The sequence below is a fragment of the Kitasatospora sp. NPDC004669 genome, assembly GCF_040609455.1.
GTDB lineage: Bacteria > Actinomycetota > Actinomycetes > Streptomycetales > Streptomycetaceae > Kitasatospora.
In genome coordinates this window covers 78792-104724 of record NZ_JBEXKB010000031.1, presented here as the reverse complement: position 1 = coordinate 104724, position 25933 = coordinate 78792, and the positions used below count along the sequence as shown (strand labels likewise).

Here is a 25933-nt window from a genome sequence, read left to right as displayed (position 1 = left end):
TTCCGCGCGCTGGGCAAGCGCTTCGGCAAGGGCGTGCAGGACGTCGCCAAGGCCGTCGCCGCCGCCGACGCCGCCCGCCTGGCCGCCGAACTGCGCGCCGACGGCGAGACCGGCGTCCAGCTCGACGGCGAGACGATCACCCTGTCCCCCGACGAGGTCATCATCACCGAGACCCCGCGCGAGGGCTGGGCCGTCGCCAACGAGTCCGGCGCCACCGTCGCCCTCGACCTGGCCATCACCCCGGAGCTCAAGCGCCTCGGCATCGCCCGCGACGCCATCCGCCAGATCCAGGAGGCCCGCAAGAACTCCGGCCTGGACGTCGCCGACCGCATCGTCCTGCGCTGGCGCGCCGCCACCGAGGAGACCGCCGAGGCCATCGCCGAACACGGCCCCCTCGTCGCCGAAGAGGTCCTCGCCACCGACTTCGCCGCCGGCGCGGCCGACTGGACCTCCGAAACCTTCACCGACGAGTCCCTCGGCCTGACCTTCCAGCTCCGCAAGGCCTGACCGACCCCACCGGAACCGCCGCCCAGCTCCCGAGCCGGGCGGCGGTTCCGCGTTTTCCGCCCCCATCCCCCGACGGCCTTCCCCCGCGCGCCCGTCCTCCCGGCCCCCGCGCTCCCCCTCTTCTCGCGCCCCTCCCCTTCCCCGCACGCTCTTTCCCCCGCCCTCCCTCGCGCTCCCCCCTCTTCCCCTCCTCCTTCCCCGCGCCCCGAACACGGGCGCGGGGAACTGCGCGCAGCGGAAGCCCCCCTCCCGCACCCGCAAGCCCTCCCCCGCCCCCTCCCGCGCTCCCGACACAAAAAGAGCGTCCCCTCCCCGACCCGAAGGTCGGAAAGGGGACGCCCCAAGAGCCGGGCTACAACCTCAGTTGTCGCCGTCCTCGTCGATCAGGAAGCCCCGCATCGGCGCCGGAGCCTGCTGCATCGGCTGCGGCGGCTGCGGCCGGACGGCCGCCATCGGCTGGGTCATCCCGGCCGGCTGCATCTGCGGAGCACCGCTGTTGCCACCGGCAGCCTGCCCACCGAAGCTCGGCGCCGGCACGTTCCCGCCGAAGGAGCTCTGCCCACCGAACGACGGCGAGCTGCCACCGAACGACGGCTGGTTCCCACCGAAGGACGGCGCACCGGAGGTCATCGCACCGGCACCGGTAGGAGCCATCGACGAGGCCGCCGGCGGCAGCGACGCGGTGGCGGGGATCCGCGGCGGGGCGAGCGAGTCGTCGGCCTGCGACTCCAGCTGACGCAGCTGGGTCTCCAGGTACGACTTCAGGCGCGTCCGGTACTCACGCTCGAACGCCCGCAGGTCCTCGACCTTGCGCTCCAGCGTGGCCCGCGCGGACTCCAGCGACCCCATCGCGACGCGGTGCTTCTCCTGCGCGTCCCGCTCCAGGGCGTCGGCCTTGGCACGCGCGTCGCGCTCCAGACCCTCGGCACGGCTGCGCGCCTCGCCGACGATCTTGTTGGCCTCGGAACGGGCCTCGGAGATCGCCTGGTCAGCGGTCTGCTGGGCGAGCGCCAGCACACGCGCGGCGCTGTCGCCGCCGGGGCCCTGCTGCTGCATCGGGCCGCCCATGGGGCCACCCATCGGCTGCGGGCCGCCCATGGGGCCGCCCATCGGCTGCATCTGCTGCTGGCCCATGCCCTGGCCCATGCCCTGGCCCATGCCCTGGCCCATCGGGTTGCCCATCTGCTGCGGGCCACCGGGACCGCCCATGGGCTGGAGCATCTGACCGCCCATCGGCTGGACCAGCTGCTGCTGGCCGCCCATGGTCTGGTTCATCTGCTGCTGCGGGCCGCCCATCTGCTGGGGACCACCCGGACCGGCCGGGAGCTGCGGAGCGCCGGAGGGCAGGCCGAGCGGCTGGTTCCCCATCTGCTGCTGCGGGCCGCCGGGGCCCATCTGCTGCTGGGGACCACCCGGGCCCATCTGCTGCGGAACACCGGGGCCCATCTGCTGCGGACCACCCGGACCCTGCTGGCCGGGGACCGGCGGGCCGGATATGGCGGCCGGGACGGGCGCGGCCGCACGCGGCGCGTCCTGCGGCGGCTCCTTCCGCATGTTGGCCTGGTTCTGCGCGGCAGCGCGAGTCGCGGCGGCCAGCTTGGCCCGCAGGTCCTCGTTCTCCCGGAGGAGGCGGGTCAGCTCCGCCTCGACCTCGTCGAGGAAGGCATCGACCTCGTCCTCGTCATAGCCTTCACGCAGGCGGACGGTCGTGAACTGCTTGTTCCGAACGTCCTCGGGGGTCAATGGCATCTCTTCACCTCAACGTGATCGTCGGCACACCGGCATCCTGTCGCATCGCTCACCTACGACTAGGGGTGCACAAGCGAGATCAGGACATACACAATGATCATCAGTACGAAGAAAGACAGGTCGAGCGCCACGCCCCCGAAACGCAACGGCGGAATGAACCGCCGAAGAAGCTTGAGCGGCGGATCCGTGACAGTGTACGTGGCCTCCAGGACCAGGACCATGGCCTTGCCGGGCCGCCACGAACGCGCGAACTGGAAGACCCAGTCCATGACCAGTCGCACGAGCAGGAACACCAGGAAGACGGTCAGGGCGTAGTAGAGCACCGCCCACACGATGTCCATCGCGTTTCCCTCTCCCCGGTCCCGGGCCCTAGGGCCTGCCGCTCGTCACCTGTCGCCAACCACTGTTGATCAGATCCACACGTAAAGTCGTGGCCGGGTCAGCTCTGGTTGAAGAACCCACCCTCGGCGATCCGAGCCTTGTCCTCCGCCGTGACATCGACGTTAGCAGGCGACAGCAGGAACACCTTCTGCGTCACGCGCTCGATACTGCCGTGCAGACCGAAGACGAGTCCAGCGGCGAAGTCTACGAGCCGCTTCGCATCAGTGTCGTCCATCTCGGTCAGATTCATGATCACAGGGGTACCGCCGCGGAACTGTTCCCCGATGGTACGGGCCTCGTTGTAGGTCCGCGGGTGCAGCGTGGTGATGCGGTAGGGCTCTCGTTCGTTCACTACCTTGGGCATGATCACCGGGGCGCTCTTCTCCAGGTTGTGGCGGCGTTCGGGTGTGATGGACGACACGGGGGCCATCCTCGGGGTCTCCTGCCGGATCGGCACCGCCGCCGGGACCGGCTGCGGGGTGATCGAGGGGACCGGAGCAGGTGCTGCGGCGGCGGCCGGCCGGGGAATGTCCTCGGTCCGCTGCCCGGTACGGATCGGCTCGGGGTCCGCGTCGTAGTCGTCGTCGGGGTCGTACCCCTGGCCGTCGTACGTCTCGTCCTCCACGAGGCCGAGGTAGACCGCCATCTTGCGCATTGCGCCGGCCATGCTCCTGTCTCCTCCGCTCATGGCCACCTCGCTGGAGCTCGGTGGCTGATTCGCGAAACGCGCACCTTCTGATGGTCGCTCGCTCCGCTCGCTCCGTGGGACCTGCTACGCCCCGGCGGCCAGGCCGGGCGGCCCTGCCTGCGGATCCCGCGGTTCCGCCCACGACGGCCCGTCAAGGCGACGCGCCGTCAGAGTTCGTGGGTGGGGCCGCGGAGCTGCGATCCACGGTTGGCTAGCGCTTCGGAAAGCTGCTAGTTTCTGTCCTATTTTGTCCTGCAGTCTGATCTACTTACCCGGTGACGTTACCCGAGGGGTGACCTCACTCCGAGTACCGCCGTTCCGACGCGCACATGTGTCGCCCCGGCGGCAATCGCCTGCTCAAGGTCACCACTCATCCCTGCGGAGACCATGGTGGCAGCAGGATGGGCCGCCCGTACGGCGGTTGCGATTTCCGCCAGCCGGTCGAAGGCACGGGCCGGGTCGCCGGCCAGCGGACCGGCCAGCGGGGCGACGGCCATCACACCGTCCAGCCGCAGCCCGGGCGTGTCGGCGATCGCGTCGGTGAGTTCCGCGACGTCCTCGGGGGCGACCCCGGCCCGGTGCCCACCCTCGCCGTGCTCCTTGTCCAGCGCCACCTGCACCAGGCAGCCCAGCTCAGGCCGCTCGGACTTGAGCACCGCCGCCGAGAGCGACTCGACCAGCCGCAGCCGGTCCACCGAGTGCACGTGGTTCGCGTACCGGACGACCGAGCGGACCTTGTTGGTCTGCAGCTGTCCGACGAAGTGCCAGGCGAGAGGAAGGTTTCTGCACTGCTCCGCCTTGGGCCCGGCGTCCTGGTCGCGGTTCTCCGCGACATCCGTCACACCCAGTCCGGCCAGCAGCGCGGTGTCCTCGGCCGGGTAGGTCTTGGTGACGACGATCAGGGTGACGTCCTCGCGCGGACGTCCGACAGCCGCACAGGCGTCCGCGATCCGGCGCTCGACCACGTCGAGGTTGGTGCCCAGCTCCTCGTACCGGGCCCGCTGGCCCTCCGTCAGAGCCTTCAGCCAGCCCTCATCAGGGAAGAAAGGGCCGGGTCCGCCCGGGAACGGTCCGAAGATGTCGTTCGTCATCAGTGATCAGAGCCCAACCAGACGTAGCTCGCGAGCCGACCCGTGCGCCGCTCGCGGCGATAGGAGAAGTGATCGGCGGATTCGAGGGTGCAGACCGGTGATCGCACCAGCCGGGTGACCCCCGCCGCGGCCAGTTGTGCCGCGACCCCCTCCGGCACGTCCAGCGCCGGGGTCCCCCACGAGGTCTCGGCGAAGGCCGCCGGAACCACCTCGGCGACCTCGGCGCGCAGTCCGGCAGGCACCTCGTAGCAGCGGCCGCAGACCGCGGGGCCGCTGGCGGCGGTGATCCGCGCCGGCTCGGCCCCCAGTTCGACCATCGCCCTGACGACCGCGGGCACCACCCCGGCCGCCAGCCCGGGCCGGCCCGCGTGGGCCGCGCCCACCACGCCCGCCACCGGATCCGCCAGCAGCACCGGGGTGCAGTCCGCGGTCAGCACCGCGAGCGCGAGCGGCCGGTCGGTGACCACCGCGTCCACCGTGGGGGCCTCCCCCAGCGGCTGGCGCTCCGTCACCACGGCGACCTCGGCGCCGTGCACCTGGTTCATCCAGACCACGTCGGCCGGGTCCAGCCCCAGCTCCCGGGCGGCGATCGCCCGGTTCTCCCGGACGGCCTCCGGGTCGTCCCCCACCGCGCCGCCGAGGTTGAGCTCCCCGTACGGCGAAGTGCTCACCCCGCCCCACCGGTCGGTGAAGGCGAAGTGAGCACCCGCGTGTACCGCGCGATCGATCACTTAAGGAAGTCCGGGACGTCGAGCTCCTCGGCCGGGCTCTCCACGAACGGCTGCCGGGCCGGCTGCACCTGCGGCGGCACCGGGGCGGCGGCGGTCGTGGTGGCCGGGGTCTCGGCCGAACGGGCCGGGGCGGCCGGGGCCTCCCCCTCCGAACGGGACGTCACCGAACCGATGCTCCCGTACGACGGCCGGCCGGCCGGGCGCTCCGGGGCGGCCGGCGGGGTCGCCGGGGCGGCGGGGGCGGTGGACTTCACCACCGGGTCGCGGACGATCGCCGGCGGCTGACCGCCGTCGAAGCCCGCCGCGATGACGGTGACCCGCACCTCGTCGCCGAGCGCGTCGTCGATGACCGCACCGAAGATGATGTTGGCCTCGGGGTGGGCGGCCTCGCTGACCAGCTGGGCCGACTCGTTGATCTCGAACAGACCGAGGTCGGAGCCGCCCGAGATGGACAGCAGCACGCCGCGGGCGCCGTCGATCGAGGCCTCCAGCAGCGGCGAGGAGATCGCCATCACGGCGGCCGCCTTGGCGCGGTCCTCGCCACGGGCCGAGCCGATGCCCATGAGAGCCGAGCCGGCGTCCGACATGACGGACTTGACGTCGGCGAAGTCGAGGTTGATCAGACCCGGGGTGGTGATCAGATCGGTGATGCCCTGGACGCCGGAGAGCAGGACCTGGTCCGCCGAGCGGAACGCGTCGAGCACGCTGACCTGGCGGTCCGAGATGGACAGCAGTCGGTCGTTCGGGATCACGATGAGGGTGTCGACCTCTTCGCGCAGGGCGGCGATGCCGTCCTCGGCCTGGTTGGCCCGGCGACGGCCCTCGAAGGTGAAGGGGCGGGTGACCACGCCGATGGTCAGGGCGCCCAGCGATCGGGCGATGTTGGCGACGACGGGCGCGCCGCCCGTGCCCGTGCCACCGCCCTCACCGGCGGTCACGAAGACCATGTCGGCCCCCTTGAGGACCTCCTCGATCTCCTCTCGGTGGTCCTCGGCGGCCTTGCGGCCGACCTCGGGATTGGCGCCGGCGCCGAGGCCCCGGGTGAGTTCACGGCCCACATCGAGCTTGACGTCGGCGTCGCTCATGAGGAGGGCCTGCGCATCGGTGTTGATCGCGATGAACTCGACGCCCTTGAGACCGACCTCGATCATCCGGTTGATGGCGTTGACACCACCGCCGCCGATACCGACGACCTTGATGACTGCGAGGTAGTTCTGCGGTGCTGCCACGTCGAAGGCCTCTCGCCTCGAATTTCCGGGTCGGCCCGACCCGGGCGAGGGGTCGTACCGACGGATGTCGATGGGTAGGGAGCCTGGTTTCTGACTTAATGTCCGAAATGCCGACCGCCGACCCCAACCCTAAACTTGACCTTTAGGGTTAGTCCTGTGCCTCCGTCACATCACCAGGGGACACAGTCTGGTGACACAGGACACTAGGTGGCTCCGGGCACGTGTTTCAACGAACACGCCGAGCTTCCCTTTTTCTTTTGAGCCTATGTGATCATCGGCCGGCAATGGAAACCGGGGTGACCACCAAGGGTCGGGCCGACACTTCGAGGCGTCAACCCCTCCCCCGGGCACAGAATCTAGCGGATCACCCGGACACCGCCGGAGCCTCCGGCGCAGTCACGTCGAAGTTGGTGCCCTTCTGGGCCATCAACGCCTGCAGCACCCGGGCCTTGCGGTCGTTCTTCTCCGGGCTGCCCCAGCGCACCGTCGCACCCCCGCTGAGCTGCAGTTCGATGTCATCGTACGAGTGCACGAGGACCGATCCGGCCCGCTTGGCGATCTCCGGCGGAAGCCCGGCGGCCACCGCCACCGCGCCCTGCACCAGCTGTGCCCGGGAGATCACCCCGTCCACGTCCTTGGCCTGCTGACTGAGCCGCAGCTCCACCACCGGCACGCCCGCCGGCGGGGCCGCCTCGGTGGCGAAGCTCACTCCGGCGGCATCCATCTGGGTGAACTGGCCGTCGTCCCCCTTGACGGCGGCCACGGCCGTCCGCTGCACCACCTTGACCTGCAGGGTGTGCGGCCAGCCCCGCCACACCTCCGCCTTGGCCACCCGGGGGATCGCCTCCACCCGGTGCTCGACCTCGGCCAGGTCCACCCGGGCCAGCGGGCCGCCGGCCAGCCCGCCGACCGCCTCGCGGACCTGCTCCGACGTCAGCTTCTCGTCGGTGGTGCCCTGGACGGCGACATCGCGCACGTCCAGCACCGAGGAGTAGAACACCAGCCAGGCCAACCCGCCCAGCACCGCGGCGACGAGCACGCTCAGCACCACGATGCCCCGCCGGGAGAGCCGGAGGCGGGGAGCGGACTCCTCGTCTCCGAACTCATCCTCCTGGGGGTACCCCCGGCGGGAGGCCGGGGAAGGGTCGGCGAGCCGACCGTCAGCCACGACGGCGACCGCCCCGGTGGGCCTGGATCGCCTCGTACACCATGCCGACCAGCAGGTCGTCGGCGTCCCGGCGGCCGAACTCGGCCGCGGCCCGGCTCATGTCCCAGAGCCGCTGCGGGTCGGTGAGCACCGGCAGCACGTTCTGCAGCACCCAGTCCGGGGTCAGCTCGGCGTCGTCCACCAGCAGACCGCCGCCGGCCTTGACCATCGGCTGGGCGTTCAGCCGCTGCTCGCCGTTGCCGATCGGCAGCGGCACGAAGGCGGCGGGCAGGCCGACCGCGGCCAGCTCGGCGACCGTCATGGCGCCGGCCCGGCAGAGCATCAGGTCGGCGGCGGCGTAGGCGAGGTCCATCCGGTCGATGTACGGCACCGGGCGGTACGGCGGCATCCCGGGGACGTCCGCGACCTGCGGCAGCTCGTTCTTCGGACCGACCGCGTGCAGGATCTGCACACCGTACTGCTGCAGCCGCGGGGCGATCGCGGTGACGGTCTCGTTCAGCCGGCGCGCGCCCTGGGAACCGCCGGAGACCAGCAGGGTGGGCAGCCGCTGGTCGAGGCCGAAGTACTGGCGGGCCTCCGGCCGGGTGGCGTTGCGGTCCAGGGTGGCGATGGTCCGGCGCAGCGGGATGCCGATGTACCGGGAGTCGCGCAGCTTGCTGTCCGGGGTGGAGACGGCGACGAAGTCGGTGTAGCGGGCGCCGATCTTGTTGGCCAGGCCCGGGCGGGCGTTGGCCTCGTGCACCACGATCGGCACCCCGGCCCGCTTGGCGGCCAGGTAGGCGGGCATCGAGACGTAGCCGCCGAAGCCGACCACGGCATCGGCGTTGACCCGCTCGATGATCTCCTGGGCGGCCCGGACGGTGCCCCGCAGTCGGCCGGGGACGGTGATCAGCTCGGGGGTGGGCTTGCGCGGCAGCGGGACGGCTGGGATGAGCTCCAGCTGGTAGCCGCGCTCGGGCACCAGCCGGGTCTCCAGACCGCGCTCGGTGCCCAGGGCGGTGATCCCGATGGACGGGTCGTGCCTGCGGAGGGCGTCCGCGAGGGCCATGGCCGGCTCGATGTGACCGGCGGTCCCCCCGCCGGCGAGTACGACATGCACCGAAATTCACCGCTCCCTGCGTGCCGGCCCGGGGGCCGGGCGCGCTGTGGTTCGTCGTCGTGGCAGCACCCGGGCCAGTCGCTTCCTGATCCGGGAGTTCTTGCTCCGGGCGGCCAGGGCCGCCTTCGCGCCGGAGGAGCTGCGTGCCAGGCACAGCAGCACTCCGATCGCGGACATGGCCGACAGCATGGCGGAACCGCCGTAGGAGAACAGCGGGAGCGGGACGCCCGCGATGGGCAGCAGTCCCAGCGCCGACCCCAGGTTGATCATGGCCTGCGCCATGATCCAGGTGGTGGCGGCTCCCGCGGCGTACCTGACGAAGGGGTCCTTCGTGCCGATGGCCACACGGATACCCGCGTAGCCTAGTGCCGCGAAGAGGCCGATCACCGACAGCGTCCCCACCAGGCCCAGTTCCTCGCCGGTCGCGGCGAAGATGAAGTCGGTGTGCGCCTCGGGCAACTGGCCCCACTTCTCCACGCCCGCGCCGAGGCCGGTGCCGAAGCCGCCGCCGAGCGCGAACGAGTACACGCCGTGCAGGGCCTGGAAGCAGGCGCCTTCCGGGTCGAGCTTGGTGACGCCGATGCAGCCCAGGCGCTCGGCCCGGTGCGGGACGGTGATCACCAGGGCGGTACAGACCACGACGGCCACCCCGAGGGTGGCCACGAACAGCCGCAGCGGCGCGCCGACCATCCAGAGCAGCGCGAACACCATGGCCACCAGGATCATCGAGGTGCCCATGTCGCCGCCGATCATGATCAGCGCGAGCAGCAGCAGGGCGCCCGGCACCAGCGGCACCAGCAGGTGCTTCCACGAGGTGAGGGTGCCGGCCTTCTGCTTGCGGGCGAGCAGGTCGGCGCCCCAGAGCACCAGCGCGAGCTTGGCGAACTCGGAGGGCTGGAACTGGAAGAACCCGAAGTCCAGCCAGTTCTGGTTGCCGTTGATCCGCACCCCGATGCCGGGCACGGCGACCAGCGCGAGCGCGCCGATCACCCCGAACATCACCGGGTAGACGATCACCCGCAGCACCGCCACCGGAACGGAGGCGAAGCCGACCAACATGACCAGGCCGAGGATGGCCGCGATCAGTTGCTTGAGGAAGTAGTACTGCGCCGTGTGGTGCTGGTTCAGGGCCAGGATCTGCGAGGCCGAGAAGACCATCATCAGGCCCAGCACCACCAGCAGCAGCGTGGTGCCGACGACCAGCAGGTACGGTGTGAGCGGCCGGTCCAGCCAGTACCGTACGCGGGCCCGGAAGGCCTGCAGACGGCCCAGCGGACCGGCCGACTTGTACTTGGTCGTGGTGGCGGATATCACTCGCCACGGCTCGGCGGCGTCCTGCTTCCCAACGCCGGAATCCGCCCTGCCCTGCCCCGCCACCGCTCCCCGCTCCGTTCTCTACGGCTCGTTCGTCTCCGGGCCGCTCTGACCCAACGCCGACGGTCGTCGGCGCGGCCCTTCAACTCACTCCCTGAGTCACTCCCCGAGGTTCGCCAGCGCCCGGACGGCCGCCGCGAACAGGTCGCCGCGCTCGCCGTAGTTGGTGAACATGTCCATCGAGGCGCAGGCCGGGGCCAGCAGCACGGTGTCACCCGATCGGGCGAGCGACGCGGCTGCGCGAACCACCTCGGTCATCGCCACCGCGCCAGTCTGGCCCTCGGCCGCCTCGATCACCGGCACATCCGGAGCGTGTCGCTCCAGCGCCTCGCGGATCAGCGCCCGGTCCTGGCCGATCAGCACGACCGCGCGCAGCCGCTCGGCCGCGCCCTGGACCAGGTCGTCGAAGGTCGCGCCCTTGGCCAGGCCGCCGGCGATCCAGACGATCGGCCGGTAGGCGGCCAGCGAGGCGGCCGCGGCGTGGGTGTTGGTGGCCTTGGAGTCGTCGATGTACGTGACCTCGCGGACCACGCCGACCTCGGCGATCCGGTGGGCGTCCGGGCGGAACGCCCGCAGGCCCTCCCGGACGGCCTTCGGCTCGACCCCGTAGGCCCGCGCCAGCGCCGCCGCGGCGAGCGCGTTGGCGATGTTGTGCGGGGCCGGCGGGTTGACGTCCTCGACGGCGCCCAGCTCGGCCGCGTTCTTGGTCCGGTCCTCGACGAAGGCGCGGTCCACCAGCAGACCGTCCACCACGCCGAAGTTCGACGGGCTCGGCGCGCCGAGGCCGAAGCCGATCGCCCGGCAGCCCTCCTCGACGTCGGCCTCGCGGACCAGCGCCTCGGTGGCCGGGTCGGCCAGGTTGTACACGCAGGCGACCACGTTGCCCTCGTAGATCCGGCCCTTGTCGGCCGCGTACGCCTCCATCGAGCCGTGCCAGTCGAGGTGGTCGGGTGCCAGGTTGAGGACCGCGGCCGAGTACGGGCGCAGCGAGGGCGCCCAGTGCAGCTGGTAGCTGGAGAGCTCGACGGCGAGCACGTCGTACGGCTCCTCGGCGAGCACCGCGTCCAGCACCGAGACCCCGACGTTGCCGACGGCGGCGGTGCGCTTGCCGGCCGCGGTGAGGATCGAGGCGAGCATCTGGACGGTGGTGGTCTTGCCGTTGGTGCCGGTGACCGCCAGCCAGGGGGCGGGCTCGCCGGTGCCCGGCAGCGGCTTGCGCAGCCGCCAGGCGAGCTCGACGTCGCCCCAGACCGGGACTCCGGCCGCCTCGGCGGCGGCGAACAGCGGGCTGTCGGGGGCCCAGCCGGGCGAGGTGACGATCAGCCTGGTGCCCTCGGGCAGGCTCGCGCCGTCGCCGAGGCGCACCGCGACGCCCAGCGCCTCCAGCTCGGCGGCGCGGGCCTTGAGGCCCTCGCCGCTGCCGCCGTCGACCACGGTGACGCTCGCGCCGAGCCCGTTCAGGACGCGCGCGGCGCTGATGCCCGAGACGCCGAGACCGGCGACCACCACGGGCAGGTTCTTGAAGTCAGGGTTCGTCATCCGGTCCGGTATCCCGCGTAGAAGAGGCCGAGGCCGACGGCCACGCACAGACCCTGGATGATCCAGAAGCGGACCACGACCAGGACCTCGCTCCAGCCCTTGAGTTCGAAGTGGTGCTGCAGTGGTGCCATCTTGAAGACGCGCTTGCCGGTCATCCGGAAGGAGCCGACCTGGATGATCACCGAGAGGGTGATGATCATGAAGAGGCCGCCGAGCAGGATCAGCAGCAGCTCGGTGCGGGAGCAGATCGCCAGACCGGCCAGGGCGCCGCCGAGGGCCAGCGAGCCGGTGTCACCCATGAAGATCTTCGCGGGCGAGGTGTTCCACCAGAGGAATCCGAAGCAGGAGCCCATCAGGGCTGACGCCACGACCGCGAGGTCCAGGGGGTCACGGACGTCGTAGCACGCGCCGGTGGCGGAGATGAAGTAGGCGCAGCTCTGCGTGTACTCCCAGACACCGATGAAGGTGTAGGCGCCGAAGGCCATCACCGAGGCACCGGTGGCGAGGCCGTCCAGACCGTCCGTGAGGTTCACGCCGTTGGAGGTCGCCGCGATCATGAAGTAGGCGAAGATGACGAACAGCACCGGGCCGATCGACCACTTGAAGTCGCGCACGAAGGACAGCGACTGGGAGGCCGGGCTGAGCCCGCGGTCGTCGTGGAACTGCAGCGCCAGGACGGCGAACACCAGGCCGACGATGGACTGGCCGGCCAGCTTCGCCTTGGCCCGCAGGCCCAGCGAGCGGCGCTTGACCACCTTGATGTAGTCGTCCAGGAAGCCGACCAGGCCGAGGCCCGCGGTCAGGAAGAGCACCAGCAGCCCGGAGGCGGTCGGGGTATCGCCCGTTATCGCCTTCGTCCCGAAGTACGCGATCAGGGTCGCCAGGATGAAGGCGATGCCGCCCATGGTGGGCGTGCCCTTCTTGCTGTGGTGCGCCTTGGGGCCGTCGTCGCGGATGTACTGGCCGTAGCCCTGCCGGGCGAGCAGCTTGATCAGCGCGGGCGTGCCGACCAGCGAGAGGATCAGGCCGATCATCCCGGAGAAGAGGATCTGCTTCATCATCGGGCAGCACCGTCCGCCAGGAGGGCCTCGGCCACCTTCTCCAACCCCACCGAACGGGACGCCTTCACCAGGACCACATCCCCCGGCCGCAGCTGACTGCGCAGCAGCTCGACCGCCGCGTCCGCGTCGGACACCAGCACCGACTCCTCACCCCACGAACCTTCGTTCCTCGCGCCGAGTTCCATGCAGGCCGCCTCGCGTCCGCCGACCGCCACCAGCTTGGTGACGTCCAGCCGGACGGCGAGCCGCCCGATGGCATCGTGCTCGGCCAGGCTGTCCTCGCCGAGCTCCCGCATCTCGCCGAGCACCGCCCAGGTGCGGCGGCGCTCCGGACCGCGGCCGCCCATCGAGACCAGCGCCCGCAGCGCGGCCCGCATCGAGTCGGGGTTCGCGTTGTAGGCGTCGTTGACGACGGTGACACCATCGGCCCGGTCGACGACCTCCATGCGCCAGCGGGACAGCGCACCCGCCTCGCCCAGGGCTGCCGCGGTGTCGTCGACGGTCATCCCGAGCTCCATCGCCACCGCGGCGGCGGCGAGGGCGTTCGAGACGTGGTGCTCACCGTACAGGCGCAGTTGCACGGGAGCGGAACCGGCCGGGGTGGTGAGCGTGAACGATGGCCGTCCGGTGGCGTCCAGGCGAACGTCCGTGGCCCGGACGTGGGCCTCCGGGGACTCCCCGAAGTAGACCACCTTCGCCCTGGTCCGGGAGGCCATCGCGCGCACCAGCCGGTCGTCCGCGTTGAGGATCGCGGCGCCCTCGGCGGGCAGTGCCTCGACCAGCTCGCCCTTGGCCTCGGCGATCGCCTCCTGGGAGCCGAACTCGCCGACGTGGGCGGTGCCGACGTTGAGCACCAGGCCGATCCGGGGCGGGGTGATCGAGGTGAGGTACTCGATGTCGCCCTTGTGCCGGGCGCCCATCTCCATGACCAGGTGCCGGGTACCGGCCTCGACCCGCAGCGCGGTCATCGGGTGGCCGATCTCGTTGTTGAGCGAGCCGGGCGGGAAGACGGTCTCGCCGTGGCGCTGGAGCAGCTGGGCGATCAGGTCCTTGGTGCTGGTCTTGCCGGCCGAACCGGTCAGCGCGACCACGGCGGTGCCCTGGGCGCGGGCGACCACGGTGCGGGCCAGCTTGCCGAGCGCGTCCACCACGCTGTCGACCAGGACGGCGGGCACGCCGACCGGGCGGGAGGCCAGCACCGCGACGGCGCCGGCCTCGACCGCCGTAACGGCGTAGTCGTGGCCGTCCACGTGCTCGCCGACGAAGGCCGCGAACAGGCCGCCGGGGCACACCTTCCGCGAGTCGACCTCGACCGGGCCGGTGACCAGGACGTCCGGGTCCGCGCCGTCCAGGGTGCCGCCGACCGCGGCGGCCACCTCGGCGAGGGTCAGTGCGATCACTGCTGCTCTACTCCTCGGTCGCCCCGGGCGGCCGTGGTCTGCGTGATGGATTCGCGCAGTACCTCCCGGTCGTCGAAGGGGCGGATCTCGTCTCGTACGTACTGGCCGAGCTCGTGGCCCTTGCCGGCCACCAGCACGGTGTCCCCCGCCTGGGCGCGGGCGACCGCGAGCTGGATCGCCTCGGCCCGGTCGGGGACGACCAGGACGGCCCCGCGCTCGGCCTCGGGCACCGCGGCGGCGCCGGTCAGCATGCTGGCGAGGATCGCCAGCGGGTCCTCACTGCGCGGGTTGTCGCTGGTCAGCAGGGCGGTGTCGGCGAGGCGGGCGGCGATGGCGCCCATCGGGCCGCGCTTGTGCGGGTCGCGGTCGCCGCCGCAGCCGACGACCACGTGCAGCCGGCCCTTGGTGACCTCGCGGAGCGAGGCGAGGACGGCCTGCAGGGCGTCCGGCTTGTGGGCGTAGTCCACGACCGCGACGAAGGGCTGTCCGGCGTCCACCCGTTCCAGTCGGCCCGGCACCCCGGGGACGGCGGCGACGCCGGCCACGGCCCGCTCCAGCGGCAGCCCGGCGGCGACCAGAACGGTGATCGCGGCCAGCGCGTTGGAGACGTTGAACGGGCCGGGCAGCGGGACGGAGGCGTCCGCCTGGGCGCCGTCCGGGCCGAGCACCCGGAAGGTGGAGCCGGCCGGGCCGAGCTGGACGTCCACGGCCCGCCAGTCGGCCTCGGCGGCGCCGGTGGCGGAGAAGGTGGTCACCGGGATCTTCGCCTCGGCGACCAGCCGGCGGCCGTACTCGTCGTCCAGGTTGACCACACCACGGCGGGACTTGCCGGGCTGGAAGAGCCGGGCCTTCGCCTGGAAGTAGTCCTCCATGTCCGGGTGGAAGTCGAGGTGCTCGGGGGTGAGGTTGTTGAACAGCGCGACGTCGTACGCCACCCCGTCGGTGCGGCCGAAGACCAGGGCGTGGCTGGAGACCTCCATGGTCACCGCGTCCGCGCCGCGCTCGGACATCACGCCGAGGATCGCGTGCAGGTCGGTGGCCTCGGGGGTGGTGCGCTCGCTCTTGATCCGCTCCTCGCCGACCCGCATCTCCACGGTGCCGATCACGCCGGGGTTGCGCCCGGCGCCGCGCAGACCGCCCTCGACCAGGTACGAGGTGGTGGTCTTGCCGTTGGTGCCGGTCAGCCCGATCATCAGCAGCCGCTCGGACGGGCGGCCGTAGACGATCGCGGCCAGCTCGCCCATCCGGGCCCGCGGCCGGTCGACGACCAGCAGCGGCAGACCGGTGGGGGCGGCCAGCTCGGCGCCCGCCGGGTCGGTGAGCACGGCCACCGCGCCGGCGTCCGCGGCCTTGGCCGCGAAGGCCGCGCCGTGGTGGTTGGCGCCCGGGAAGGCCACGTACACGTCGCCCGGGCGCACCGCGCGGGAGTCGTGGGTGACGCCGGTGACGGCACCGCCCTCGACGGGCGGCAGGCCCAGCTGAGCGGCCAGTTCGGCGAGCGGCAGGGCGGCGGTCCCGGTCGGGCGGGGCGGACTCACGGTGGTTTGATCGGGTTTCGGCACGGCGGGAAGGCTATCCGCCGAAGGGTGCCCAGGGCCAAACCGGGCCTTCTCGGCGTCGCCGGGTACACCGGCCCGCTGGTTGCTCATGTGCGCTCACGGCTTCCACTCGACGGGCAGGTTGGGCGCCTGGCTGCCGCTCGGCGGGACCTGCATGGTCTTCAGGGTGAACTCCATCACCTGCTTGAACACCGGTCCGCACAGCTGGCCGCCGAAGTGGCCGTTGACCGGGCCCTGGAGGGTACAGGAGACGGTGTACCGGGGGGCGTCGGCGGGGGCGAAGCCGATGAAGGAGGCGGTGTAGCCGTCGTAGCCGACCCCGTTGGCGGCCCCCCGGTTGGCGGTACCGGTCTTGCCGGCGATCCGGTAGCCGGGGATGGCGGCCTTGCCGCCGGTGCCCTGCTCGTCGTCGACGACCGACTCCAGCATCGAGGTGAGGGTCTTGGCGGTCTGCTCGCTGACCACCCGGGTCTGCTCGCCCGGCGGGGTCGGGGTGAACTTGCCGTCCGGCCCGGTGGTGCCCTGGACGATGCTGGGCGCGACCCGGACCCCGCCGTTGGCGATGGTCGAGTACACCGAGGTGGCCTGCAGGGCGTTCATCTGCAGCGGGCCCTGGCCGAAGGAGATGTTGTACTTCTCCGAGGCGACCAGGTCCTCCGGCTTCTTGAGCATCCCGGGGGTCTCCCCGGGGAAGTTCAGGCCGGTCGGCTGGGCCACGCCGAACTTGCGCATGTAGCCGTCCAGCGCCTGGTTGGCCTTCAGCTGGTCGCCGCCACCCAGGGTCTCGATCGCCTCGATGGTGCCGATGTTCGAGGACTTGGCCAGCACCCCGGCCAGGGTCAGGTACCAGTCGCCGTGCTCGACGTCGTCCTTGAACTGCTGGCCGGCCCGGACCAGCCGGTTCGGCACGGTGACCTTGGTGTCCCAGTTGGCCTTGCCGGAGTCCAGGACGGCGGCCAGGCTCATCAGCTTGGCGGTGCTGCCCGGCTCGTACGCGTCGACCAGGGCGGGGTTGCCCATCTGGGACTGCTTGGAGAGGCTCAGGTCGTTGGGGTTGAAACCGGGCGCGGTGGCCATCGCGAGGACCTGGCCGGTCTTCACGTCCTGGACCACCACGTAGCCCTTCTCCGCGCCGGAGTTCGCCACCTGGTCGGTGATCGCCTTCTGGGCCGCCCACTGGATGTCCCGGTTGATGGTCAGCTTGACGTCGCTGCCGGGCACGGCCGCGTCCATCGAGCCCCCGGCGGTGGGCACCAGCCGCCCGCCCGCCTGGGCGTAGCTGCTACGGCCGTCCTTGCCGGCCAGCATCTTCTGGTACTGCAGCTCCAGTCCGCCGGCGCCCTCGCCCTCGCCGTTGACGAAGCCGACCAGGTTGGCGGCCAGCCCGTCCGCCGGGTAGATCCGCTTCTGGGTCTCCCGGTTGAAGACGCCGGCCAGCGGGTTGGCGCACTCGGTGTCCACCCGGGTGCGTCCGCCCTGGTCGGCGGGCTTGCCGAGCAGCTTCCTCTGGGCCTGGCAGGTGCGCGAACCGGCCTGCCGTTCCAGGGTCGACTTCAGATCGCTGATCTGGTTCTTGGCGGCCGGGGTCTGCTGGGCGGCGAGCCGCTTGTAGCGGGTCTTGGGGGTGTGCAGGTCGGCGGCGAGCTTCTCCTTGGACGCGCCGAGGATCGGCGACAGCAGGGCGGCCGCCTGTTCCGGCGCGTCCGGGATGCCGGTCGCTTCCGGGGTGAACATCGCCGGGTCGGCGGTGATGTCGTACGCGTCCACGGTCGCTGCCAGCGCGACCCCGTCGGAGGACGTTATCGAGCCGCGCTCGGCGGTGATCGGGATGTTCAGGTAGCGGTTGGTGTTGGCGTCCGCGGCCAGCGCGTCGGCGTCCACCAGCTGGAGCTGCACCAGGCGCCCGGCGAAGACGGAGAACACCAGGGACAGCACCACGGTGATCACCCGCAGCCGGCGCTTCGGCTCGGCCAGCTTCAGCGCCTTGGGGCGCTGCGGCGGGCGGGTCTTCGGGCGCGGCCGCACCGCCGCCTGGCTGCGGGCCGGGGGACGACCCTCGGGGCGGCGCTGCTGCGGCGCGCGCGGGGTACGGGTGGTGGCGGGCTTGGCGGGCTGGGCCTTGGCCGACTGGTTGCGCGCGGGCTGGGCCTTGGACGGCTGAGCCTTGGCGGGCTGGGCCTTCGCCGACTGGTTGCGCGCGGGCTGGGCCTTGGACGGCTGAGCCTTGGCGGGCTGGGCCTTGGTGGGCTGGCTGCGAGCGCTCTGACCCTTTGCGCTCTGACCCTTTGCGGGCTGCCCCTTCAAGGGCTGGCTCCGGCCTGCGGCGGGGCGCGGGGCACCGCTGCGCGGCGGCTGACGGCGGCCCGAACCGGAGCCCGAGCCCGACGGCTGACGTGGAGTCGTCACCGGTTGCCACCCCCACTCTGCCCGGGCGCGGGCGAGACCGGATTGAGCTGGATCACCGCGTCACCGGCCGAGGCCGCCGGAGTCGGCACCGGCGTTGCGGCCGCCGGGGTGGTCGGCTGGGCGGTGGGCTGTGCCGAGGGCGCCGGGGTGCCCTGCGCGCCCGGTGAGGCCTTCATCGGCCACGGCGCGACCGTCGACCGCTTCACCGGCGGGCTGTCCTGCACCGGTCCGGGCGTGCCGACCACCTTGCCGCCGTTCGGCACGTCCAGGAAGGCCATCCCCCCGGCCGGGACCATGCCCAGCTCGGCGGCCCGCTTGGCCAGCGCGTCCGGGGCCGAGCTCTGGTCGATCTCGTGCTGGAGGCTCTGCTGCTCGTCGGTCGCCTTGGTGGTCTGCTTCTGCAGCCGGGACAGCTCGAAGGAACCCTCGTTGAGCGCGGTGTTCAGCGCGAGCAGCCCGAACAAGCCGCCGGCCAGCAGCATCACCACGAGCACCGCGAACGGTGTGCGCCCCCGCACGGGGCGTCGCCCCGGTCGGACCGTGATGCGCGCCCTGCCCTGCCCGGGGAGTCCTCCCCGCCCCGCCCGGACCTCACCGGCCACCGGCCCCACCGCTTTCCTCCGCCCTTCGGACCCCGCCGGGACTCAGCCCCGCTTGCTTCGGTCCCTGATCCTCTCCGCCACCCGCAGCCGTACGGGCGCGGCGCGCCGGTTCTCCTCGATCTCCTGCTCGGTGGCCAGCTCGGCACCGCGGGTGATCAATTTGAGCCAGGGCTGGTGCTCCTCCGGGATGAACGGGAGCCCCGGCGGGGCGGTGCTGGTCGCCCCTGCGGCGAAGTACTGCTTCACCAGCCGGTCCTCCAGCGACTGGTACGACATCACGACGATCCGGCCGCCCAGCGCCAGGGCGTCCAGCGCCCCCGGGATCGCCCGGTCCAGGACCTCCAGCTCGCCGTTGACCTCGATCCGCAGCGCCTGGAACGTCCGCTTGGCCGGGTTCCCGCCGGTCCGGCGGGTCGCCGCCGGAATGGCGTTGCGCACCAACTCGACCAGACGCGCGCTGTTGCTGAACGGTTCCTTGGCCCGCTCCCGCACGATGACCGAGGCGATCTTCCCGGCGAACCGCTCCTCGCCGTAGACCTTGAGGATCCGGGCCAGGTCTCCGTGGCTGTAGGTGTTCAGCACCTCCGCCGCGCTGATCCCCCGGGTCTGGTCCATCCGCATGTCCAGCGGCGCGTCCTGCGCGTACGCGAAGCCGCGGTCGGCCTCGTCCAGCTGCATCGAGGAGACGCCGAGGTCGAACAGGATCCCGTCCACCCGGTCGATGCCCAGGCGCTCCAGCACCTCGGGGATCTCGTCGTACACCGCGTGCACCAGGGTGGCCCGGTCACCGAACCGGGCCAGCCGCTCGCCGGACAGCTTCAGCGCCTGCGGGTCACGATCCACCGCGACCAGCCGGACCTCCGGGAACTGGGTCAGCAGCGCCTCGCTGTGCCCGCCGAGGCCGAGGGTGGCGTCCACCACCACGGCACCGGGCCGCGAGATCGCCGGGGCCAGCGCGTCCATGCACCGCTGAAGCATCACCGGAACATGCTTGGGACCCGGCTCATTGGTGGTCATGCGCGGTGGCGCCCTTCCTCGGTGCGGAGCAGCCCGACGTCCGGGAGCTCCGACCATTCTCGCCCACCGTCCCCCGGCACGACGACGCGGCCCGTGGTCCCCGCCCGCTCTAGGGGAAGGTCGTGACCGCCCGGCGCCGGGGAAGGTGCGCCAGGTGGGCACGGAGCGGGTGGAGGCCACGAGCCGCATCGACCGGGCCACACCGGCCGGCGAGGCCCGGTTGACGGGCTCCGGCGGGTGTGCTCCACTGCGCCGCAACTCTATCGCGCGGGCCTCGGCAGTCAACGGTCCGCTCCGGCGCACCACCCGGGCGGCGGTACGGATCACCGCAGGTCGCGGCCGTCGACGCGGTCCGGCGAAGGCACCGGGCGGGGAGGTTCCACGAGCGCCGCGCGCCCCGTCGAGCGACCGGGTACGAACCCACTCCGGGACCAGCCCGGACAAACCCTCCCCTTGTCGCTATGCGCTCGATCACAACGGCCCGTTCTGTAGCTCCTCACCCCACCGCGGACCACTGAATCGCACTAACGTCGCCACCATGACAGTGACTCCCGACCGGCCCACGCCGAACGCCGCTGCCGACACCACCCGACCCACCATCATCGACCGTTTCGTGACGGCCAACCGCGAGTACGCGGTGACCTTCCGGGACGGCGGCATGGACGCCCGCCCGGTGCAGAAGATCGCCGTGGTGGCCTGCATGGACGCCCGCCTCGACCTGTTCGCGGCGCTCGGCCTCGAACTGGGCGACGCCCACGTCATCCGCAACGCGGGCGGCGTCGTCACCGACGACACCATCCGCTCCCTGACCATCAGCCAGCGCGCCCTCGGCACCCGCTCGATCGCGCTGATCCACCACACCGGCTGCGGCCTGCTCGGGCTGACCGAGGACTTCCGCCGCGAGCTGGAACTGGAGGTCGGCCAGCGCCCGCAGTGGGCGGTGGAGGCCTTCGTCGACCTGGACGGCGACGTCCGCCAGTCCATGCAGCGGGTGCGCACCTCCCCGTTCCTGCTGCACACCGACGACGTCCGCGGCTTCGTCTTCGACGTCCACACCGGACTCCTGCGCGAGATCGCCTGACACCCGCCCGCTCACGGGGCCCCGCCCGGCCCCACCCCGAGCCGAAGGGCGCGCCGACGCCGAAAGGGAGGAGCGAGGGAGCGCCGACCATCGGCGTCGGGTCAGGAGCGCCCGGAGGCGAGCGGGCGAGTCGCAGCGTCCGGGCATTCGGGGAAGGCCGAATGGTGACTTCTGGCCACCGGGCGGGGGAGAATGCGCCTGCCGGTCGGACCCCGAACCACCTGGGGCGGCCGGGCCGCAGGCCGCCACCCCGGCGCCGGATCCGCCGTCGGAACCGCCTCCGGGACGGCCGCGTCAAGCATGGGGTGGGGTCCGGCCTCGGGTGAGGCGGGCACAGGGTGCCAGGGAGCGTAAACGGGTGACGAGCTACAACGATCAGGCCGGTCTCGGCAGTCCTGCGGGGGGCGAACAGAGGGCGAACGGGTACCACCAGGTCGGGCTCCCCGAGCTCGCCGCGGTCGTGGACCGCGTCCGCGCCAACATCGAGAGCGTGATCGAGGGCAAGCCGGAGGCCGTCCGGATCGCCCTGACCGTCCTGCTCGCCGAGGGCCACCTGCTGCTGGAGGACGTGCCCGGCGTCGGCAAGACCATGCTGGCCAAGGCGCTCGCCCGCTCGGTCGACTGCACGGTGCGCCGCATCCAGTTCACCCCCGACCTGCTGCCCTCGGACGTCACCGGCACCAACATCTACGACCAGCAGCGGCACGACTTCGAGTTCCGCCCGGGCGCGATCTTCGCCCAGATCGTGGTCGGCGACGAGATCAACCGCGCCTCGCCCAAGACCCAGTCCGCGCTGCTGGAGTCCATGGAGGAGCGCCAGGTCACCATCGACGGCACCAGCTACGAGCTGCCCTCGCCGTTCATGGTCGTCGCCACCCAGAACCCGGTCGAGATGGAGGGCACCTACCCCCTCCCGGAGGCCCAGCGGGACCGCTTCATGGCCCGGATCTCGATCGGATACCCCAGCCCCGAGGCCGAGTTCGCGATGCTCGACGTGCACGCCGGCGCCAACCCGCTGGCCGACCTCCAGCCGGTCGCGCACGCCGCGGACATCCTCAAGCTGGTCGACCTGGTCCGCACCGTCCACATCGCCGACCCGGTCCGCCGCTACGCCGTCGACCTCGTCGCCGCCACCCGCACCAGCCCCGAGCTGCGCCTGGGCGCCTCGCCGCGCGCCACCCTGCACCTGGTCCGGGCCGCCCGCGCCGCCGCCGCGCTGGACGGGCGCGACTACGTCACCCCGGACGACATCCAGCGCCTGGCCGTCCCGGTCCTCGCGCACCGCCTGATGCCGACCGCCGAGACCCAACTCAGCCGCCGTACCTCCGAGCAGATCGTGGCCGACCTGGTCGCCCGGCTGCCGCTGCCGCGTCCGCAGGGCGGCCCGGCCGTCCGGAGGGGCTGAGGTGGCCTCATCGGATCCGACGGGCGGACTGCGGGCCGGACTGCGCGGCCTCACCACCCGGGGCCGCTCCTTCCTCGCGGCCGGACTGACCGCGGTGGTCTGCGCCTACCTGCTCAACCAGGACGCCCTGCTGCGGGTCGGCGTGCTGCTCGCCGCGCTGCCGCTGGCCGCCGCCCTGGTGGTCGCCAACACCCGCTACCGGGTGGCCAGCGGCCGCCGGCTCAGCCCGCACCGGGCGATCGCCGGCCAGGAGGCCCGGGTCCACCTCCGGGTCGACAACGTCTCCCGGGTGCCCACCGGGCTGCTGCTCCTGGAGGACAAGGTCCCGTACGTGCTCGGGCCGCGCCCGCGCTTCGTGCTGGACAGGGTCGAGCCGCGCGGCTTCCGCGAGGTCTCCTACCGGGTCCGCTCCGACCTGCGCGGCCGCTACCCGCTCGGGCCGCTGCACCTGCGGCTGTCCGACCCGTTCGGAATGTGCGAGGTCGACCGCGCCTTCACCGCCTCCGACGTGCTCACCGTCGTCCCGCAGGTCCAGGCGCTGCCGCACGTCCGGCTCAGCGGTGAGTGGAACGGCCAGGGCGAGAGCCACACCCGAACCCTGGCGCTGGCCGGGGACGACGACGTGATCCTGCGCGAGTACCGGCCGGGCGACGACCTGCGCCGGGTGCACTGGCGCTCCACCGCCCGGTACGGCGAGCTGATGGTGCGCCGCGAGGAGCAGCCGCAGAAGGCCCGGGCCACCGTCCTGCTGGACACCCGCGAGGTCGGCCACCGCGGCAGCGGCCCGGCCTCCTCCTTCGAGTGGGCGGTCAGCTGCGCCGCCTCGGTCGCCGTGCACCTGCTGGAGCGCGGCTACCAGACCCAGCTGCTGACCGACACCGGCCAGTGGGTGCCCGGGCCCGGCACCGGCGGCAGCAACATCGCCGCCGACACCTCCGGGCTGATCCTGGACGCCCTCGCGGTCGCCGACCTCTCCGACGGCGGCGGGCTCTCCCGCGCCGAGGAGCCGCTGCGGGCCGGTGGTGAGGGCCTGCTGGTCGCCGTCCTCGGTGAGCTGGACGAGACGCAGACCGCCCGGCTGGCCCGGCTGCGCAGCCGTACCGGCGGGGCGATCGCCTTCCTGCTCGACACCGGCACCTGGACCGGCCTGCGGATGCTCGCCCCGAACACCGGCGGCGACGAGTTCCGCAACCGGGTCCGGAAGCTGCGCGAGGCCGGCTGGACGGTCCTGCCGGTACGCGCCGGGGACTCCGTACCGGACCTGTGGCGGGCCGCCGACGGCGCGAAGACCACCGCCCCCTACCGAGAAGAGGCCGGCGCGTGACCACCCGGGCCAAACTGACCGTTTACTCGGCGCTGGCCACCGCCCTCGCCTCGCTGTGCATGCTCCCGCTGCTCACCACCCGGAGCTGGCTCACCCACGCCTTCCTGGTGATCGCCGTGATCGCGGCGGTCGGCGCGGGCCTGCGCCGCTCCCCGCTGTACCGCTGGACGGTGCCGGTCGCGCAGCTGCTGGTGCTGCTCCTGCTGATACTGATCGGCTTCGCCGGCTCCGGGATGACCGGCGGCGTGCTGCCCGGCCCGAACGCGATGCGGGTGCTCGGCCAGGTCTTCTCCTCCGGCATCGACGACATCAAGCAGTACGCCATCCCGGCACCGCCCACCGCCGGGCTGCGGCTGATCCTGGTCTCCTCCGTCGGCCTGATCTCCGTCCTGGTGGACACCGTCGCGGTGACCTACCGGCGCTCGGCGCTGGCCGGGCTGCCGCTGCTGACTCTGTACTCGATCGGCAACATCCTGGCCGGGGATCACGGCAGCTGGGTCTGGTTCGGCCTGGCCGCGGCCGGCTACCTGGTGCTGCTGTTCGCCGAGGGCCAGGACCGGGTCTCCCGCTGGGGCCGGGTCTTCCGCGGCGGCGCGCGCGGCACGGTCGACTCCAGCCGGGTCAGCCCGGGCGGCCAGCAGGTCGGCGTCCTGGCGCTGGCGCTGGCGCTGCTGCTGCCGGTCTTCCTGCCGCGCTGGGACCTGGGGCTGCTGGACTCCGACTCCGGCGGCTCCTCCGGCAAGGGCACCGCGGGCAGTGTGTCGACCAGCCTCGACCCGCTGGTCAGCCTGGAGGCCGCGATCACCAAGCCGAGCAACTCCGAGCTGCTCACCTACACCCTGGACAGCGACCTGGCCGACCAGATCTACCTGCGCACCGGCTCGCTGGACCAGTTCGACGGCACCAACTGGAAGCTCAGCAGCCCCGTCGTCAGCGACCTTCCGGCCACCCTGCCCTCCCCCGAGGGCCTGCGCACCACCAACGTCCCCCGGATCGAGGGCGACTTCCAGGTCAGCGACCGGCTGGAGAAGAGCTGGCTGCCGATGCCGTACCCGGCCGCCTCCGTCCAGGTCCCCAACCGCGGCGACTGGAAGCTCGACCCGCTGACCCGCACCGTGCTGCCGACCAACGACAAGGCGATCCGCGGCCTGCACTACCACGTCACGTCGCTGGACCTTCGGCCCACCGCCGGCGAGCTGCGCGCCGCGCCGCTCGCCCCGCAGGACATCCGGGACCACTACACCGCCCTGCCCGCCGACCTGCCGCCGATGGTGGCCGAGCAGGCCAGGGACGTCACCGCCAACGCCCGGAACGACTACGACCGGGCGACGGCGCTGGTGAACTGGTTCACCGGCCCGCAGTTCACCTACGACACCGACGTCGCGGGCGGCACCGGCAGCGACGCCATCGCGGTCTTCCTGCGCGACCGCCGGGGCTTCTGCGTGCACTTCGCCTCCACCATGGCGGCGATGGCCCGGGTGCTGAAGATCCCGTCCCGGGTCGCGGTCGGTTTCACCCCCGGCGACAGCAAGGGCGGCAACGTCTACGCGGTCACCGGCCGGATGTACCACGCCTGGCCCGAGCTGTACTTCTCCGGCTACGGCTGGATGCGCTTCGAACCGACCCCGAGCCGCGGTGTCCCGGCCCACTACCAGGAGGCGTCCAACGCCCCGACCGGCGCGCCCACCCAGCAGGCGACCGCAGCCGCGTCGAGCGCGGCCGCCGTCCCGACGCCGACCAACAGCTCGGACTGCACCGCCAAGCAGCGCCAGCTGGGCGACTGCGGTTCCAAGAACAAGGCCGACGCCACGGCGGACGAGCAGTCCTGGCTGCTCTCCCCGCAGGTGCTCGGCACCCTGGCCGCGGTGCTGGTGGTGATCGCACTGCTGCTCGCCCCGATGTTCTGGCGCGCGGCCCTGCGCCGTCGTCGGCTCGGCGGCGCCGGACGGCGCCGACCCGGCGGGGACGGCGCGGTCGAGCTGACCGACGCCCAGGTACTGGCCGCCTGGGACGAGCTGATCGACTCCGCCTGGGACCTCGGAATTCCCCCGGACGAGTCACACACCCCGCGCTCGGCCGCCCGGCGGATCACCGAGAAGGCGGAACTGGACGCGGACGCGGCGGCGGCCGCCGGACGACTGGCACTGGCCACCGAACGGGTGCTCTACGCCCCGGCCGGGCAGGTCACCACGGCACCGCTGGCCGCCGACGTCCGTACCGCCCGGCGCGGTCTGCGGGCCGGCGCCGGCCGGATGGGCCGGGCCAGGGCGCTGCTGCTGCCGCCGTCCGCGGCGCAGCTGTGGTGGCGGATCTCGGACGCGGTGCGGGCGGCCCGTACGGCCGTCGGCCTGCGGGTCGACCGGGCCGTCGAGGCGGTCACCGGCCCGGTGCGGCGGGTGTTCACCCGGCGCAAGCGGTCCACGCCGGAGTCCTGAGCCGTCCTGGTCAGGGCAGGCGAACAGCCGGGGCGGGCCGGGGTTAGGCGGGCCCCCCCCCCCGCGGGGGGGGGGGGACCCGGGCAC

General features: G+C 72.4%; 21 protein-coding genes. 5 read left to right on the top strand and 16 right to left on the bottom strand.

Going from position 1 to position 25933, the window contains the following annotated elements; all coding sequences use genetic code 11:
* A partial coding sequence (locus ABZW30_RS24910; protein WP_355673395.1) for a DUF5915 domain-containing protein occupies window positions 1-507 on the top strand: 507 nt, incomplete at its 5' end.
* Between the two features lie 360 nt (window positions 508-867).
* Here the strand turns inward: ABZW30_RS24910 and ABZW30_RS24905 are convergent.
* From ABZW30_RS24905 to rsmH, 16 genes are all read right to left on the bottom strand, one after another.
* Window positions 868-2256 carry a DivIVA domain-containing protein gene (locus ABZW30_RS24905; protein WP_355673394.1) on the bottom strand — a complete coding sequence of 463 codons (1389 nt, stop codon included), beginning with the start codon at window positions 2254-2256 and terminating at the stop codon, window positions 868-870.
* Between the two features lie 59 nt (window positions 2257-2315).
* Window positions 2316-2597, bottom strand: a complete 282-nt coding sequence (locus tag ABZW30_RS24900) for a YggT family protein (RefSeq protein WP_030282903.1) — start codon at window positions 2595-2597, stop codon at window positions 2316-2318.
* Between the two features lie 98 nt (window positions 2598-2695).
* Window positions 2696-3304: a cell division protein SepF gene (gene sepF, locus ABZW30_RS24895; protein ID WP_355673393.1), complete on the bottom strand. Its 609-nt coding sequence runs from the start codon at window positions 3302-3304 to the stop codon at window positions 2696-2698.
* Between the two features lie 302 nt (window positions 3305-3606).
* Window positions 3607-4416 carry a YggS family pyridoxal phosphate-dependent enzyme gene (locus ABZW30_RS24890; RefSeq protein WP_355673392.1) on the bottom strand — a complete coding sequence of 270 codons (810 nt, stop codon included), beginning with the start codon at window positions 4414-4416 and terminating at the stop codon, window positions 3607-3609.
* Window positions 4416-5147, bottom strand: a complete 732-nt coding sequence (gene pgeF / locus ABZW30_RS24885) for a peptidoglycan editing factor PgeF (protein ID WP_355673391.1) — start codon at window positions 5145-5147, stop codon at window positions 4416-4418. The genes ABZW30_RS24890 and pgeF overlap by 1 nt, the downstream gene beginning before the upstream one ends.
* Window positions 5144-6376 (bottom strand): cell division protein FtsZ, encoded by a 1233-nt coding sequence (gene ftsZ, locus ABZW30_RS24880; protein WP_355673390.1) that lies wholly within the window; start codon window positions 6374-6376, stop codon window positions 5144-5146. Before ftsZ ends, pgeF begins: the two co-directional genes overlap by 4 nt.
* A gap of 364 nt (window positions 6377-6740) precedes the next feature.
* On the bottom strand, window positions 6741-7544 hold the full coding sequence (locus ABZW30_RS24875; RefSeq protein WP_355673389.1) for an FtsQ-type POTRA domain-containing protein: 804 nt from the start codon (window positions 7542-7544) through the stop codon (window positions 6741-6743).
* Entirely contained in the window at window positions 7537-8643 is a 1107-nt protein-coding gene (murG, locus tag ABZW30_RS24870) for an undecaprenyldiphospho-muramoylpentapeptide beta-N-acetylglucosaminyltransferase (RefSeq protein ID WP_355673388.1), read from the bottom strand. Before murG ends, ABZW30_RS24875 begins: the two co-directional genes overlap by 8 nt.
* A gap of 6 nt (window positions 8644-8649) precedes the next feature.
* Complete coding sequence (ftsW, locus tag ABZW30_RS24865) at window positions 8650-9957, bottom strand: putative lipid II flippase FtsW (RefSeq protein WP_355673387.1); 1308 nt, start codon at window positions 9955-9957, stop codon at window positions 8650-8652.
* 159 nt (window positions 9958-10116) lie between these two features.
* On the bottom strand, window positions 10117-11556 hold the full coding sequence (murD, locus tag ABZW30_RS24860) for a UDP-N-acetylmuramoyl-L-alanine--D-glutamate ligase (protein ID WP_355673386.1): 1440 nt from the start codon (window positions 11554-11556) through the stop codon (window positions 10117-10119).
* Window positions 11553-12614 carry a phospho-N-acetylmuramoyl-pentapeptide-transferase gene (mraY, locus tag ABZW30_RS24855; protein ID WP_355673400.1) on the bottom strand — a complete coding sequence of 354 codons (1062 nt, stop codon included), beginning with the start codon at window positions 12612-12614 and terminating at the stop codon, window positions 11553-11555. The genes murD and mraY overlap by 4 nt, the downstream gene beginning before the upstream one ends.
* Window positions 12614-14017, bottom strand: coding sequence for a UDP-N-acetylmuramoyl-tripeptide--D-alanyl-D-alanine ligase (gene murF / locus ABZW30_RS24850; RefSeq protein ID WP_355673385.1), 1404 nt, complete (start codon window positions 14015-14017; stop codon window positions 12614-12616). Before murF ends, mraY begins: the two co-directional genes overlap by 1 nt.
* The gene (locus tag ABZW30_RS24845; protein WP_355673384.1) at window positions 14014-15579 is read right to left on the bottom strand and encodes a UDP-N-acetylmuramoyl-L-alanyl-D-glutamate--2,6-diaminopimelate ligase; all 1566 of its coding nucleotides are present in this window, start codon (window positions 15577-15579) and stop codon (window positions 14014-14016) included. The genes murF and ABZW30_RS24845 overlap by 4 nt, the downstream gene beginning before the upstream one ends.
* A gap of 93 nt (window positions 15580-15672) precedes the next feature.
* Window positions 15673-17880 (bottom strand): penicillin-binding transpeptidase domain-containing protein, encoded by a 2208-nt coding sequence (locus ABZW30_RS24840; RefSeq protein ID WP_355673383.1) that lies wholly within the window; start codon window positions 17878-17880, stop codon window positions 15673-15675.
* Between the two features lie 98 nt (window positions 17881-17978).
* On the bottom strand, window positions 17979-18500 hold the full coding sequence (locus ABZW30_RS24835; protein WP_355673382.1) for a cell division protein FtsL: 522 nt from the start codon (window positions 18498-18500) through the stop codon (window positions 17979-17981).
* 126 nt (window positions 18501-18626) lie between these two features.
* Window positions 18627-19601 (bottom strand): 16S rRNA (cytosine(1402)-N(4))-methyltransferase RsmH, encoded by a 975-nt coding sequence (gene rsmH / locus ABZW30_RS24830; RefSeq protein ID WP_355673381.1) that lies wholly within the window; start codon window positions 19599-19601, stop codon window positions 18627-18629.
* A 538-nt stretch (window positions 19602-20139) separates the two neighbouring features.
* Between rsmH and ABZW30_RS24825 the strand changes: the two genes are divergently transcribed.
* From ABZW30_RS24825 to ABZW30_RS24810, 4 genes are all read left to right on the top strand, one after another.
* On the top strand, window positions 20140-20682 hold the full coding sequence (locus ABZW30_RS24825) for a carbonic anhydrase (protein ID WP_355673380.1): 543 nt from the start codon (window positions 20140-20142) through the stop codon (window positions 20680-20682).
* A 460-nt stretch (window positions 20683-21142) separates the two neighbouring features.
* Window positions 21143-22087, top strand: a complete 945-nt coding sequence (locus ABZW30_RS24820; protein WP_355673399.1) for a MoxR family ATPase — start codon at window positions 21143-21145, stop codon at window positions 22085-22087.
* A 1-nt stretch (window position 22088) separates the two neighbouring features.
* Window positions 22089-23411, top strand: a complete 1323-nt coding sequence (locus ABZW30_RS24815) for a DUF58 domain-containing protein (RefSeq protein WP_355673379.1) — start codon at window positions 22089-22091, stop codon at window positions 23409-23411.
* Window positions 23408-25846, top strand: a complete 2439-nt coding sequence (locus tag ABZW30_RS24810) for a DUF3488 and transglutaminase-like domain-containing protein (RefSeq protein ID WP_355673378.1) — start codon at window positions 23408-23410, stop codon at window positions 25844-25846. Before ABZW30_RS24815 ends, ABZW30_RS24810 begins: the two co-directional genes overlap by 4 nt.
* The last annotated feature ends 87 nt before the right edge of the window (window positions 25847-25933 follow it).